Source organism: Streptomyces sp. NPDC029526, from assembly GCF_040637405.1.
Taxonomy (GTDB): domain Bacteria; phylum Actinomycetota; class Actinomycetes; order Streptomycetales; family Streptomycetaceae; genus Streptomyces.
The window spans coordinates 1,062,910-1,077,857 of the sequence record NZ_JBEZWE010000002.1; the positions used below are offsets into that span (position 1 = coordinate 1,062,910).

The window sequence follows — 14,948 nt, forward strand, 5'->3', positions numbered from 1 at the left end:
CAGGGGGACCGTCATGCTCGAGTACGAGATCCAGAAGCTCCGCCAGCAGGAACTCATCGACTCCGCCGAGGAGCAGCGTCGCGTCCGGGAGGCGGTCCGCGGGCGCCGCGCCGCTCGCCATGCCGACGCACGGGGCACCGGACACGAGAGCCATATCCGCCGCCTCCGCCGCCACCGGTTCGACCGAGCGGCATGAACCCGGAGCCGGGGACCGGCGACCGCGAGGGGGCCGGCCGCCGTCCACCGCGCCCGGCCCTCGCGGACGCCCCGGCCCCCGGGCGGGGCGTCCGCGCCGAGCCCGGTCACCGTGCCGAGTCCGGTCACCGTGCCGAGTCCGGTCACCGTGCCGAGCCCGGTCATCGTGCCGAGCCCGGCCACCGCAGCGGGTCCGGGGGCCCGTCCGCAGCCGCCGGCACCGCTCCGCCGACGCCGGGCATCCCGCCCTCAGGTGCCGACGGGCGGGGGCCGACGGTCTCCGGGGCGGCACCGGCGGCTTCTGCCGTGGGGAAAACCGGTGCCGCGCCGTCGGTGACGCGTGCCATGCTCGGGGCCGTGGAGACCAGGTCCGTCAGTCCCGTGTTCGTCGGCCGCTCGGAAGAACTGGGCGCCTTGCACGAGGCGTTCGGCGGTGCCGCCGCGGGCGAACCGCAGGCCCTGCTCATCGCCGGCGAGGCGGGCGTGGGCAAGACCCGCCTCGTCGAGGAGTTCACCACGACCGCCCGGGCACGGGGGGCCGTCGTCGCGCTCGGCGGCTGCGTCGAGATAGGCGCCGACGGACTGCCCTTCGCCCCCTTCTCCACCGCACTGCGCGGGCTCCGCCGCGAGCTGCCGGCCGAACTCGCCGAGGCCGCCGACGGCCAGGAGGAGGAACTGGCCCGGCTGCTGCCCGAACTCGGCACCGAGGCCGTCCGTGAGGCCCGCCGCGACGAACACGGCATGGCCCGCCTCTTCGAACTCACCGCCCGCCTGCTGGAGCGCGTCGCCGCCGAGCACACCGTGGTCCTCGTCCTGGAGGACCTGCACTGGGCCGACGCCTCCACCCGGCACCTGCTCGCCTACCTGCTGCGCACCCTGCGCACCGGACGCCTCGTCGTCCTGGCCACCTACCGCTCCGACGACATCCACCGCCGCCACCCGCTGCGCCCCCTCCTCGCCGAACTCGACCGGCTCCGTACCGTCCGGCGCCTCGAACTCGGCCGCTTCAGCCGCGACGAGGTGGGGTGCCAGATGGCGGGCATCCTGGCCCGGGAACCCGAAGCCGCCCAGGTGGACGAGGTCTTCGCACGCTCCGACGGCAACGCCTTCTTCGTCGAGGAACTCGCCGTCGCCGGTCCCGCCTGCCGCTGCACCGGGCTCACCGACTCGCTCCGCGACCTCCTGCTGGTGCGTGTGGAAGGACTGCCGGAGAGCGCCCAGCGGGTCGCCCGGATCGTCGCCGAGGGCGGGTCCACCGTCGAGTACCGGCTGCTGGCCGCCGTCGCCCGGCTCGCCGAGGACGACCTGCTGGCGGCCCTGCGCGCCGCGGTGCACAGCAGCATTCTCCTCCCCGCCCCCGACCGCGACGGCTACCGCTTCCGCCACTCCCTGGTCCGCGAGGCGGTCAGCGACGACCTGCTGCCGGGCGAACGCTCCCGCCTCAACCGGCAGTACGCCGAGGCACTGGAGCACGACCCCACGCTGGTGCCCGCCGACGAGCGGGTCACCCGGCTGGCCAGCTACTGGTACCAGGCACGGGACGCCGCCAAGGCCCTCCCCGCCGTGCTCGACGCCTCCGTCGAGGCCCGCCGCCGGCACGCCCACTCCGAACAACTGCGGCTGCTGGAACGGGCGATGGAACTGTGGGACTCCGCCCCCGCCGCCGTCCGCGCCACCCTGCGCCCCGCCGACTACACCGAGGTCTACCCGCCCTGCGGCTGCGACCCGGAGACGACGCCCCTGCGCTACCTCGACCTGATGGCCGAGGCCGCCGTCGCCGGCCGGCTCTGCAGCGAACGCGAGCGGGCCCTGAAGATCACCAAGCGCGCCCTGCGCCTGCTCGACGAGGACCCGGACCCGCTGCGCGCCGCCTGGTTCTGGGTCCAGCGCTCGCGCCTCACCCAGTCCCTCGCCCGCGGCGACGGCTGGAGCGAACTCGGCACCGCCCAGGAACTGGTACGCGGCCTGCCGCCGTCCGAGGTGCACGCCGAAGTGCTCGCCTCCGCCGCCGCCTGGTCGATGCTGCACCGCCCCGGCCCGGACGCCATGGCCGCCGCCGAGCGGGCCGTGGAGTACGCGCGCATGGTCGGCGCCCAGGACATCGAGCTGAACGCCCGGCTCACCCTCGGCGGCCTCATGGTCGACGCGGGCGACGTCGACGCCGGCCTCGCGACGATGCACGAGGTCAAGGACCGGGCCGTCGCCCTGGGGGTGACCCCGGTGGTGGGGCGCAGCCACATCAACCTGCCGTCGGCCCTGGAGGGCGTCGGCCGCTCCCAGGAGGCGGTGGACCTCCTGCGCGACGGCGTCCGCGTCACCCGGGAACTCGGACTGCTGGAATCGGGGGACTGGGTGTGGGGCAACCTGGCCGAGTCCCTGCACTCCCTCGGGCGCTGGGACGAGGCCGCCGAGGCCGCGGGCAACGCCCTGCGCGTGGATCGCGGAGCGCGGCCCCGGGCCGTGGCCCTGATGCGGCTCGCCCACCTCGCACTGGACCGGGGCGACCTCGCCGAGGCGTCCGAGCACCTGACGGCCGCCCGCGCCGCCTCCCTGGGCACCCACGACCCGATGCCCCAGTACGCCCTGCCGCTGCACCGCATCGCCCTGGGCATCGCCGCCGGGGAGGGCCGGCCGGCCGACGCCCGCTCCGAACTGCTCGCCTCCCTCGACGGCGGTTTCCCGCCCGGCACCCAGCGCTACGGCTGGCCCCTGCTGCTCGCCGCCGCCACCGCCGAGGCCGACGCCCACGAGGATCCCGCCACGGAACCCGGCCGTCCGGACGTCCTGGACCGTCTGCGCACGACCGCCCGGACCCTCGCCACCGGGGCGCCCGTGTGGGAGGCGCACGACGCCTGGCTGCGCGCCGAGCTGCGGCGGGCCGAGGGCCGCGCGGCACCGGAGGACTGGAGCCCGGTCGTCGCCGCGCTGGAACGCCTCCAGCGGCCCCACGACCTGGCCCGCGTCCGCTTCCGGCTCGCCGAGGCCCTGCTCGCCTCCGGCGCGGACGACGGCGGACGGGAGCGGGCCACGGAGCTGCTGCGGCTCGCCGCCACCGTGGCCGAGCACCTCGGCGCCCGCCCCCTGGCACGGGCCGTCACCCTGCTGGCGCAACGCGCCCGCCTGGCGCTGCACCCCGTCCCCCGGCAACGCGGTGCCGTGTCCGCCGATCCCGCCGATCCCGCCGACGCCCTGGGTCTCACCGGCCGGGAGCGGGACGTGCTGCGACTGGTGGCCGCCGGGCACACCAACCGCCGCATCGCCGAGACGCTGTTCATCTCGCCCAAGACGGCCAGCGTGCACGTCTCCAACATCCTCGCCAAACTGGGCGTCTCCGGCCGGGGCGAGGCCGCCGCGGTCGCCCACCGCCTGGGCCTGTTCCCGGTGGAGGCCGAGGCGGGATGATGGCGTCACGTCACGCGGCCCTGGAAAGGGGAGCGATGTTCAACGCCCTCGAGGAACTGTTCGCACCCGGTCGCAAGCACACCCGCGATGAACAGAAACGCCTGGAGCTCAGCAGGGTGGACGTCGGCGACGCCGATCCCGGGCGCGGCCCGATAGACCTCGCCTCCGGAAAGGTCGTGGTGCGCCCGCCCGCTTCGGACCACCCGGACGACCAGGCATCCGCCGACGGCCGTGACGCCGACCGCGGCACCGAGGAGGCCCCGGACGAGGACGCCGACGCCGACGCCCACCGGAACGCCGGGGAGGCGGGGGAGGCGGGGGACACCCGTGGCGCCGCCGAGGTCGCCGCCCCGCGCACCCCGGGCACCCCGGGCACCCCGCGCACACCGGGCACCCCGGGCACCCCTGAACCGGACACCTCCGCAGGCTCCTGACCGGCCCGGGCCACCGTCCGCGAACCCCCGGCACCGGGCGCCCTAACTCACCTCCAGCTCCAGGATCCGGTCGTCACCGTCCTTCGGCTGGATCCGCCCGTCGGTGTTGCTGGTGACCAGCCACAGCCGGTTCCCGCCCGCCGGTGCGACCGTGCGGAGCCGCCCGTACTCCTCCTCCAGGAAGGCCTGCGGCTCGGCCGACGTCCCGGTGCCGTCCAGCGGGATGCGCCAGAGCCGCTGACCGCGCAGGCCCGCCATCCAGATCGATCCCTCCGCGTGCGCGATGCCGCTGGGGGAGGCCTCGGCGGTACCCCACTGGTGGACCGGGTCGTGGAAGTCCCCGCCGGACTCGCCCTCCGCCTCCGGCCAGCCGTAGTTGTCGCCCGGCTTGATGGCGTTGAGCTCGTCCCAGGTGTTCTGGCCGAACTCCGAGGCGAACAGGCGCTGCTCGCGGTCCCACGCCAGCCCCTGCACGTTGCGGTGGCCGTAGGAGTACACCGGGGAGTCCGGGAAGGGGTTGCCCGGCGCCGGTTCGCCCTCCGGGGTCACCCGCAGGATCTTGCCGCCCAGGGACTCCTTGTCCTGGGACAGACCGGTCTCGCCCCGCTCGCCCGTGCCCACGTACAGCATCCGGTCCGGGCCGAAGGCGATCCGGCCGCCGTTGTGCACCACGCCCTTGGGGATGCCGCGCAGGACGGTGTCGGGGGCGCCCAGCTGCTGACCGGCCGGCTTCTTCTCGTCGTAGCGCAGGCGGACCACGCGGTTGTCCGACGCCGAGGTGAAGTAGGCGTAGATCATGCGGTCCGCGGCGAACTCGGGGGAGAGCGCGATGCCGAGCAGGCCGCCCTCGCCGGACGGGGCCACCCCCGGCACCTCGCCCAGCTCGGTCTTCTTCCCCGAGTCCGCGTCGACCCGCGTGATCGTCGCCTCGTCCCGGGACGAGACCAGCAGGTCGCCGTCGTCGAGCGGAGCGAGCCCCCACGGGGTGCTCAGGCCCGTGGTGACGGTGCGCAGCACCTTCACCGAGCCCTTCGCCGGCGGGGTCGGGGCGTCGCTGCCCTGCGCGGGGGGCGACTGTCCCGCCGTACGGCTCGGGGAGGCGCTGGTGCCGCCGTCCCCGTCCGGGGCCCCTCCGTCGGATGAGCAGCCGGCCGTCAGCAGGAGCGCGGCGGCGGCCAGTACGGCCGTCACGGCTCGTCGTTGCACGATCTCGTCCCTTCGACGCGGGCAGTTCCTAGAAGTGATACACCGCTCGCGCCCGACAGGTTCCCGGTCCCGCGCGTCCGAACCGCACGAGGCCGTCGGCCGGTCCGTACGACGCGCCTCCCGACCGGTCCGCCCGGCCGGTCCGTACGACGCCCATCCCGGCCGGTCCGCCCGGCAGTGCGACGCGCCTCCCGACCGGTCCGCCCGGCCGTCCCCGCCGCCCCCGGGCCGCTCGCACCGGCCGGCCCCGGGCCGGGCCGGGCCGGGCCGCGAGAGCCGTCGTCGGGCCGTCTCCCCGCGGCGAACGCGCCCGGCCCGCACCGGGGACGGCCCCGGTGCGGGCCAGCAGGACCCGGCAGGACCCGGCGGGTCAGTCCCAGGACCCCTGGGCCGCGGGCAGCCGTGCTATCTCCGCCAGGTCCCGTCCGGTCAGCCGCAGCCCGGCCGCCGCCGCGTTCTCGGTCACCCAGCGCTCCCGCTTGGTGCCCGGCACCGGGATGACCTGCCGTCCCCGCGACAGCACCCACGCCAGCGCCACCTGGGCCGGGGTGACGTCCTCCCCGTGCCGCCGGGCGACACGGCGCAGACCGGCCACGATCGGCTGGTTCGCGGCCATCATCTCGGCGGTGAACCGCGGGTGCCGGGCCCGCAGGTCGTCCGCCTCGAACCCGCCCCCCGGCGTCAGCGTGCCGGTCAGGAAGCCGTTGCCCAGCGGCATCGCGGCCAGGAAGCCCACCCCGCGCGTCTCGCACCACGGCAGCAGCGCGTGCAGCGCCTCCGGCGACCACACCGACAGCTCCGCCTGCACCGCGCTCACCGGGAACACCTGCTGCACCCGCTCCAGCTGGCGGATCGTGCCGTCGTGCAGCCGGGCGCCCGGCCGCCGCCCGGAGCGCGCGCCCACCGCGCACAGCCCCAACGCCCGTACCTTCCCGGCCCGGACGAGCTCGGCCATCGCGCCCCAGGTCTCCTCCACCGGGACCTCCGGGTCCGCGCGGTGCAGCTGGTACAGGTCGATGACATCGGTCTGCAACCGCCGCAGCGACGCGTCGCAGGCCCGTTTCACGTAGCCGGGGCGGCCGTTGGCGACGATGTGCTGGTCGCCCACCAGCAGGCCGACCTTCGTCGACACGAACGCGTCGGCCCGCCGCTCCTTCAACACCCGGCCCAGCAGCAGCTCGTTGGTGAACGGGCCGTACATGTCCGCGGTGTCGAGCAGGGTGGCGCCGAGGTCGAGGGCCCGGTGCACCGCCCTGAGCGACTCCTGGCCGTGCTGCCGCGATGTGCTGTAGCCCCAGCTCATCGGCATGCACCCGAGTCCGACGGCCCCCGCCGAGAGCGCCCCCGCGCCGATCGTCCTGCGCTCCACCTGGTCGTGACCCTCCCTCTGCGAGCCACCAACCTAACCTCTGCCGTTCCACCGGCCTGACATAGCCTCCGGAGCATGACTGCTGACGTGTGGCTCCCCATCCCCCCGCAGGAGATCGACGGCCTTCCCGAAGGGCCGGACTACCACTTCTGGAACGGCGCCGAGGCCTTCCCCGCCGACCCGGCCGACTGCGCCTTCTACGTCGTGCCCTACCTGAAGCCCGCCGGTGTCGGGGTGCGACCGCTGCCGCTGATGCGCTCGGTCCGGGTCGTGCAGACGCTGTCCGCCGGCATCGACCACGTCGAACCGGGGCTGAAGCACCTCGGGCCGGGGGTTCGCCTGTGCAACGCCCGCGGGGTGCACGAGGCCAGCACCGCCGAACTCGCGCTCGCCCTGATCCTCGCCTCGCTGCGCGGACTGCCCGACTACGTGCGCGCCCAGGACAAGGGGGAGTGGCTGAGCGGCTTCCGTCCCGCGCTCGCCGACCGGACCGTCCTCGTCGTGGGGTACGGCTCGATCGGTTCCGCCATCGAGGACCGGCTCGTTCCGTTCGAGGTCGCGCGGGTGGTGCGCGTCGCGCGCTCCGCACGCACCACGGCGCGCGGTCCGGTGCACCCGCTCACCGAACTGCCCTCCCTGCTCCCGGAGGCGGACGTCGTCGTCCTGTCCACACCGCTGACCGCCGACACCCGCCACCTCGTCGACGCCCGCTTCCTGTCCCGGATGAAGGACGGCGCCCTGCTCGTCAACATGGCCCGCGGCCCGGTCGTGGACACCGAGGCCCTGCTCAACGAGGTGCGAACGGGCCGGATCTCCGCCGCCCTCGACGTCACCGATCCCGAACCGCTGCCCGCCGACCACCCCTTGTGGCGGGCACCGGGCGTACTGATCAGTCCGCACGCCGGCGGACCGACGTCCGCGTTCCGGCCGCGGGCGGAGCGTTTGCTCGTGGACCAGTTGCACCGTTTCCTGAACCGGGAGGAGTTGCGGAACGTGATCCTGGAGACAGGGACGGAAAGCGGGTAATCCGCTTCGGGTACCGTCCGCTTCTTCCCGGGAGCACTGGGTACGCATACATCGGGTGATCGTCACGCAGAGTAGAGAGGCTATGTCCCTGAGTGACGAGACTGGTGTATCGTCCCGACAGGGGCTGCGCCACTGACCATCGGCGCCGGGGACGGACTTGCGGACTGTGAGGGGGGCGACGGGCGATGCACGGCCTATGGACGAGCGATCCGACGCGGCGGAGCCGCCGACGGCGACCCTGGCGCGCGACCGCGCGCGACCGCTGTCAGCACAGCGGTCCCCCTCTCCCACCGGGCCGCCCCCCGGGGCGGCGGGGGCCCGGCCCGCGGGCCCCACGCGCCACCGGGAGCCGGTGGCGCACACCCCCGTTGCTCCGGGACCCCCGGGGTCCCGGAGCGGGGCGCACCGGGAGGGAGCGGTGAGCGCGCCGGCCGCCACCTCGACGCCGGAGGCGGCGGAGCGGCAGCAACCGGCCCCCGGGGTGCCGCCGCCGCGCTCCCCGGTGACCGGGCCGCGCCCCGGTCCGGTGCCCCAGCTCGTCCTCGCCCTGGTCTGCGCGGCCTACGCCGTCGGTGCCGCGCTCGGCTGGGGATCGGACGAACTGGCACTGATCATGGGCGACTTCGGGCTCAGCGCCGCGGCCGGAGCGGCGGCCGTCTCCTGTTTCGTGTACGCGCGGGGGCGGAACACCAGCTTCCGGCCCGCCTGGCTGCTGTTCGGACTCTCGTCGACCATGGCCGCCCTGGGCAATCTGGTGTGGGGGTGGTACGAGGTGATCCTCGACCGGCCCGTGCCCAGCCCCAGTTACGCCGACCTGTTCTTCCTCTGCTTCGCCCCGCCCGCCATCGTGGGGCTGCTGGTGCTCGCCAAGCGGCCCGTCACCAAGGCCGGGTGGATCTGCCTCGCCCTGGACGCCTTCCTCATCGGGGGCTCCCTGCTCACCCTGGCGTGGAGCCTGGCCCTCGCCCAGACCGCCCAGGCCGAGGGCGAGAGCGTGGCCCACACCGCGCTGTCCCTCGCGTACCCGCTGCTGGACATCGCCCTCGTCAGCCTGGTGCTCGCGCTGCACTTCCGGCGCTCGGCGGTCAACCGCTCCGCCGTCAACACCGCGATCGGCGCGCTCGCCCTCACCGTGATGTGCGACGCCCTGTTCACCTCGCCGCTGCTGCACCACGCCTACCGCTCGGGGCACCTGCTCGACGCGGGCTGGTTCGCCGGGTCGCTGCTCCTCGCGTACGCGCCCTGGACCGCGCGCCGCGGGGGCCGGTCCGAGGACGCCGGACGGACCCGCGTGGTCCGCGGCCACCTGCCCGCCCAGCGCGGCGGGCCGGCCCCGCAGCCCGCGCCCGCGAGCGACGCCGGCCGGTTCCCGGCGGCCCGGCCCATCGCCGGCTCCCTCGCCGCCCTCACGCCCTACCTCGCGGCGGCCGTGTGCACCCTGGGCATCCTCTACAACGTCCTCAACGGGCGCAGCGTGGACCGGGTGGTCCTCTTCACCGGCGGCACGGTGGTGCTGGCCCTCGTGGTGCGCCAGGGCATCATGCTGCTCGACAACATCACCCTCACCCAGGAACTCGCGCAGGCGGAGAACCACTTCCGCTCCCTGGTGCAGGGCTCCAGCGACGTCATCATGATCGCCGCGCCGAGCGGCATCCTCCGCTACGTCTCCCCGGCCGCCGCGGGCGTCTACGGCCGCTCCGCGGAGGATCTGGTCGGCACCGAACTGGCCCACCTCATCCACCCCGAGGACCTGGGCTGCGTGGTCCACGAGATCCGCCGGTTCCTCGCCGCCGATCCCGCCGAGGAGCCCACCACCCGCATCGAGTGCCGGTTCCGCTCCGGCGGCGGGGAAGGCTGGCTCAACGTGGAGTCGACCGTCAACCGTCATCACGGCGGCCTCATCTTCAACAGCCGCGACGTGACCGAACGGGTACGGCTGCAGGCCCAGCTCCAGCACAACGCCGAGCACGACCCGCTCACCGACCTGCCCAACCGGGCGCTGTTCACCCGGCGCGTCCAGCAGGCGCTGTCCGGCCGCCGGGCCGCGGACCGGGACGCCGTCCTGCGGGGCACCGCCGTCCTCTTCATCGACCTCGACGGTTTCAAGGGCGTCAACGACACCATCGGCCACCAGGCCGGCGACGAACTGCTGGTGCAGGCCGCCCGGAGGCTCCAGGACGCCGTCCGCAAGGGCGACACCGCGGCCCGGCTGGGCGGCGACGAGTTCGCCGCCCTGATCGTCGGGGACGGCGTCCGCGACCACCAGGCCCGCGAACGCCACCTGCTGGAACTCGCCGACCGCCTCAGAGGCACCCTCTCCCAGCCCTACCTCATCGACGGCAACGATGTCCGGGTCAACGCCTCCATCGGCGTCGCCTTCGCCGAACCCGGCCTCGGGGCCGGTGAGCTGCTGCGCAACGCCGACCTGGCCATGTACCGGGCCAAGGCGGGCGGCAAGGGCCGCGTCGAGCTGTACCGGCCCCAGATGCAGCAGGACGTCGTCCGCCGCGCGGAACTGGCCGGCCGGCTGCGCGCCGCCCTGCACGACGGCGAGTTCTCGCTGCTGCATCAGCCGGTGGTGAGCCTGGAGGACGGCCGGATCACGGCGGTCTGCGCGCAGGCGCGCTGGCGCTCCTCGCAGGGCGTCCTCTTCACGCCCGCGGAGTTCCTGCGGGTCGCCGAGGACGGCGAGAAGACCGCCGAGCTGAGCCGTTGGGTCCTTCAGGAGGCCATCGAGCGGGCCTCGGAGCGGCGGGCGACCGGGCTCCGGGTGCCCGTCGCGGTCCGGCTGGGCGCCCACCGCCTGGTGGACCGCTCGGCTCCGCTCGGCCGGATCGAGACCCTGCTCACCCGGTACGGGCTGCCGTCCGGCTCGCTGATCGTCGAGGTGGCCGACACCGACCCGCGGGTGTGCCTGGACGAACTGGAGCGGCGGCTGACCGCCCTGAAGCGGTCCGGTGTCCGCATCGCCCTGGACGGTCTCGGCAGCGGCCACGCCGCGATCGCCGCCCTCAGACGGCTCCCGGTCGACATACTCCGGCTGGACCGCACCCTGGTCGAGGGCGTCGTGGAGTCGGCGCGGCTGCACAAGATCACCGGCGGGCTGCTGCGCATCGCCCGGGACCTCGGCATCGAGTCCGTGGCCGAGGGGGTGGATCTGCCCGAGCAGGTCACCGCCCTGCGCGCGATGGGCTGCACCCACGGACAGGGCATGGCCTTCGCCGGACCGCTGGACGAGTACCGGCTGCGCCGGGCGCTCACCACCGGCCGCTGCCCGGTGCCCGGTGAGCCGGCCGAGCCCGTCTTCGCGGGCGGCTCGGGCGGCGTGTTTCCGGCCGGCATGGCCGCCGTCCTCCATGGTGGGGCGGCCCTCCGCTCACATGATGAGACCCCGGTCCCACCCACTTGACAGTTTGTGCGTGCCGGGGGGAGGGTCAGTTCCATGCGCACCCGAATTCTCGTACTTGGACAGCGCGTCGGCTGACGCTGGGCCCTGAAGGCTCAGCTACCCGCACCGGCGCGCTCCCCTCGCTTGCCTTTTGGCACGAGGGGTTTTTTGTTGCACCAGAGTCGTCGCACAACCCGCGTACACCGCGCAAACCTCGCATAAACCCTCAGCATCGAGAAGAGAATGCCGATGACCGAGCAGGCCACCGGGGCCCACCCGCAGCCGCGGCCCCGATCCGGACAGCCGTCCGCCCCCGAGCAGGTGACGGGCGCGCAGTCCCTCATCCGCTCTCTCGAGGAGGTCGGCGCCGACACGGTATTCGGCATTCCCGGCGGTGCGATCCTTCCGGCCTACGACCCGCTGATGGACTCCACCCGGGTGCGCCACGTCCTGGTCCGGCACGAGCAGGGCGCCGGCCACGCGGCCACCGGCTACGCCCAGGCCACCGGCAAGGTCGGCGTCTGCATGGCGACGTCGGGCCCCGGCGCCACCAACCTGGTCACCCCGATCGCCGACGCGCACATGGACTCGGTGCCCCTGGTCGCGATCACCGGCCAGGTCGCCTCCAAGTCCATCGGCACGGACGCCTTCCAGGAGGCGGACATCGTCGGCATCACCATGCCGATCACCAAGCACAACTTCCTGGTGACCAAGGCCGAGGACATCCCGCGGGTCATCGCGCAGGCCTTCCACATCGCCGCCACCGGCCGCCCCGGCCCGGTGCTGGTCGACATCGCCAAGGACGCCCTCCAGGCCCGCACCACCTTCTCCTGGCCGCCCACCATGGACCTGCCCGGCTACCGGCCCGTCACCAAGCCGCACGCCAAGCAGATCCGGGAGGCCGCCAAGCTGATCACCTCCGCGAAGCGGCCGGTGCTCTACGTCGGCGGCGGGGTCATCAAGGCCCGCGCCACCGCCGAGCTGAAGGTCCTCGCGGAACTCACCGGAGCTCCCGTCACCACCACCCTGATGGGACTCGGCGCATTCCCCGACAGCCACCCGCTGCACGTGGGAATGCCGGGCATGCACGGTGCGGTCACCGCCGTCACCGCGCTGCAGAAGGCCGACCTGATCGTCGCCCTCGGAGCCCGCTTCGACGACCGCGTCACCGGAAGGCTGGACAGCTTCGCCCCGTACGCGAAGATCGTCCACGCCGACATCGACCCGGCCGAGATCGGCAAGAACCGCGCCGCCGACGTGCCGATCGTCGGTGACGCCCGCGAGGTCATCGCCGACCTCGTCCAGGCCGTCCAGAAGGAGCACGCCGACGGCCACCGGGGGGACTGCACCGCCTGGTGGAACGACCTGAACCGCTGGCGTGACACCTACCCCCTGGGCTACGACCTGCCGGAGGACGGCTCGCTCTCCCCGCAGCAGGTCATCGAGCGCATCGGGCAGCTCGCGCCGGAGGGCACGGTGTTCGCGGCGGGCGTCGGCCAGCACCAGATGTGGGCCGCGCACTTCATCGAGTACGAGAAGCCCGCCACCTGGCTGAACTCCGGCGGCGCCGGGACCATGGGCTACGCCGTGCCGGCCGCCATGGGCGCCAAGGCCGGTGTCCCGGACCGCACGGTCTGGGCGATCGACGGCGACGGCTGCTTCCAGATGACCAACCAGGAGCTCACCACCTGCGCCCTGAACAACATCCCGATCAAGGTCGCCGTCATCAACAACGGCGCCCTCGGGATGGTGCGCCAGTGGCAGACCCTGTTCTACAACCAGCGGTACTCCAACACGGTGCTGCACTCCGGTCCCGACGACGTCAACCCCGAGGCCCGCGGGACCCGCGTCCCCGACTTCGTGAAGCTGTCGGAGGCCATGGGCTGCTACGCCATCCGCTGCGAGGACCCGGCCGACCTGGACAAGGTCATCGAGGAGGCCAACTCGATCAACGACCGCCCGGTCGTCGTGGACTTCGTCGTCCACGAGGACGCGATGGTGTGGCCGATGGTCGCCGCCGGCACCTCCAACGACGAGATCATGGCCGCCCGGGACGTCCGCCCCGACTTCGGCGACAACGAGGACGACTGAGAGCCGTCGGGACTCACAAGCAGAGGAAGCAGAACATGTCCAAGCACACGCTCTCCGTCCTGGTGGAGAACACCCCCGGCATCCTGGCCCGGATCGCCGCCCTGTTCTCCCGCCGCGGCTTCAACATCGACTCGCTCGCGGTCGGTGTCACCGAGCACCCCGACATCTCCCGCATCACCATCGTGGTGAGTGTCGAGGAGTTCCCGCTGGAGCAGGTGACCAAGCAGCTCAACAAGCTGGTCAACGTGCTGAAGATCGTCGAGCTGGAGCCCGGCCAGGCGGTCCAGCGCGAACTCGTCCTGGTGAAGGTGCGCGCCGACAACGAGACGCGCTCCCAGATCGTCGAGATCGTCCAGCTGTTCCGCGCCAAGACCGTCGACGTCTCCCCGGACGCCGTCACCATCGAGGCCACCGGCAGCAGCGACAAGCTGTCCGCGATGCTGAAGATGCTGGAGCCCTTCGGCATCAAGGAGCTCGTGCAGTCCGGCACGATCGCGATCGGGCGCGGTGCCCGTTCGATCACGGACCGGTCGCTGCGCGCTCTCGACCGGTCGGCCTGAGACCGGAACGGGCGGCCGACGCGACACGGCCGCCCGTATTCCGAGACTCCGAACCGCCCCTTCCGCCCGCCGTCATACGGTGGGAGCAACACCTGCACTCAAGGAGAGAACCCAAAGTGGCCGAGCTGTTCTACGACGCCGACGCCGACCTGTCCATCATCCAGGGCCGCAAGGTCGCGGTCATCGGTTACGGCAGCCAGGGCCACGCCCACGCCCTGTCGCTGCGAGACTCCGGCGTCGACGTGCGCGTCGGTCTGCACGAGGGCTCCAAGTCCAAGGCCAAGGCCGAGGAGCAGGGCCTGCGCGTGGTGAGCCCCTCCGAGGCCGCCGCCGAGGCCGACGTCATCATGATCCTCGTCCCGGACCCGATCCAGGCCAAGGTCTACGAGGAGACCATCGCCCCGAACCTGAAGGACGGCGACGCGCTGTTCTTCGGCCACGGCTTCAACATCCGCTTCGGCTTCATCAAGCCCCCGGCGGGCGTCGACGTCTGCATGGTCGCCCCCAAGGGCCCCGGCCACCTGGTGCGCCGCCAGTACGAGGAGGGCCGCGGCGTCCCGTGCATCGCGGCCGTCGAGCAGGACGCCTCCGGCAACGCCTTCCAGCTGGCCCTGTCCTACGCCAAGGGCATCGGCGGCACCCGCGCGGGCGTCATCAAGACGACTTTCACCGAGGAGACCGAGACCGACCTCTTCGGTGAGCAGGCCGTCCTGTGCGGTGGCACGGCCGCGCTGGTCAAGGCGGGCTTCGAGACCCTGACCGAGGCCGGCTACCAGCCGGAGATCGCCTACTTCGAGTGCCTGCACGAGCTGAAGCTGATCGTGGACCTCATGTACGAGGGCGGCCTGGAGAAGATGCGCTGGTCGATCTCCGAGACCGCCGAGTGGGGCGACTACGTCACCGGCCCGCGGATCATCACCGACGCCACCAAGGCCGAGATGAAGAAGGTCCTCGCCGAGATCCAGGACGGCACCTTCGCGCAGCAGTGGATGGACGAGTACCACGGCGGCCTGAAGAAGTACAACGAGTACAAGGACCAGGACTCCGAGCACCTGCTGGAGACCACCGGCAAGGAGCTGCGCAAGCTCATGAGCTGGGTCGACGAGGAGGCGTGAGCCTCCCGTCCGGCGGCCGGGGCGGGATGCCCCGGCCGCCGGACGGACCCGGGGTGGCGTCGGTGGTACGGCGTCGCCCCTCCCGTCCGCCACGGACGGGTGATCTTCCGAAGCGCCGTAAGACGACGCCCTCGGCGCCACTACACTGCTGCACTACATACG

General features: G+C 73.4%; 10 protein-coding genes. 8 read left to right on the plus strand and 2 right to left on the minus strand.

Annotated features, from left to right (window positions below):
• Positions 1–13: 13 nt before the first annotated feature.
• The 3 genes from AB0F01_RS10210 to AB0F01_RS10220 all read left to right on the plus strand — a co-directional run bounded on the left by AB0F01_RS10210 (position 14) and on the right by AB0F01_RS10220 (position 4,031).
• A complete protein-coding gene (locus AB0F01_RS10210) occupies positions 14–196 on the plus strand; it encodes a hypothetical protein (protein ID WP_362092106.1) in 183 nt (60 codons plus the stop codon).
• Positions 197–540: 344 nt separating this feature from the next.
• Positions 541–3,597 (plus strand): AAA family ATPase, encoded by a 3,057-nt coding sequence (locus tag AB0F01_RS10215; RefSeq protein WP_362092585.1) that lies wholly within the window; start codon positions 541–543, stop codon positions 3,595–3,597.
• 35 nt (positions 3,598–3,632) lie between these two features.
• On the plus strand, positions 3,633–4,031 hold the full coding sequence (locus tag AB0F01_RS10220; protein WP_362092109.1) for a DUF6191 domain-containing protein: 399 nt from the start codon (positions 3,633–3,635) through the stop codon (positions 4,029–4,031).
• A gap of 42 nt (positions 4,032–4,073) precedes the next feature.
• On the opposite strand, the gene AB0F01_RS10225 is transcribed toward AB0F01_RS10220, so the two are convergent.
• Positions 4,074–5,237 (minus strand): PQQ-dependent sugar dehydrogenase, encoded by a 1,164-nt coding sequence (locus AB0F01_RS10225; RefSeq protein WP_362092112.1) that lies wholly within the window; start codon positions 5,235–5,237, stop codon positions 4,074–4,076.
• Positions 5,238–5,607: 370 nt separating this feature from the next.
• Positions 5,608–6,606, minus strand: a complete 999-nt coding sequence (locus tag AB0F01_RS10230; protein ID WP_362092115.1) for an aldo/keto reductase — start codon at positions 6,604–6,606, stop codon at positions 5,608–5,610.
• 75 nt (positions 6,607–6,681) lie between these two features.
• Here AB0F01_RS10230 and AB0F01_RS10235 point away from each other — a divergent pair, with 75 nt between their 5' ends.
• The 5 genes from AB0F01_RS10235 to ilvC all read left to right on the plus strand — a co-directional run bounded on the left by AB0F01_RS10235 (position 6,682) and on the right by ilvC (position 14,786).
• Positions 6,682–7,632, plus strand: a complete 951-nt coding sequence (locus tag AB0F01_RS10235; protein WP_362092117.1) for a 2-hydroxyacid dehydrogenase — start codon at positions 6,682–6,684, stop codon at positions 7,630–7,632.
• A gap of 418 nt (positions 7,633–8,050) precedes the next feature.
• A complete protein-coding gene (locus AB0F01_RS10240; protein ID WP_362092120.1) occupies positions 8,051–11,041 on the plus strand; it encodes an EAL domain-containing protein in 2,991 nt (996 codons plus the stop codon).
• Positions 11,042–11,263: 222 nt separating this feature from the next.
• The gene (locus AB0F01_RS10245) at positions 11,264–13,111 is read left to right on the plus strand and encodes an acetolactate synthase large subunit (RefSeq protein WP_362092122.1); all 1,848 of its coding nucleotides are present in this window, start codon (positions 11,264–11,266) and stop codon (positions 13,109–13,111) included.
• A 35-nt stretch (positions 13,112–13,146) separates the two neighbouring features.
• Positions 13,147–13,671, plus strand: a complete 525-nt coding sequence (ilvN, locus tag AB0F01_RS10250) for an acetolactate synthase small subunit (RefSeq protein ID WP_362092124.1) — start codon at positions 13,147–13,149, stop codon at positions 13,669–13,671.
• A 116-nt stretch (positions 13,672–13,787) separates the two neighbouring features.
• A complete protein-coding gene (gene ilvC / locus AB0F01_RS10255; protein ID WP_362092127.1) occupies positions 13,788–14,786 on the plus strand; it encodes a ketol-acid reductoisomerase in 999 nt (332 codons plus the stop codon).
• The last annotated feature ends 162 nt before the right edge of the window (positions 14,787–14,948 follow it).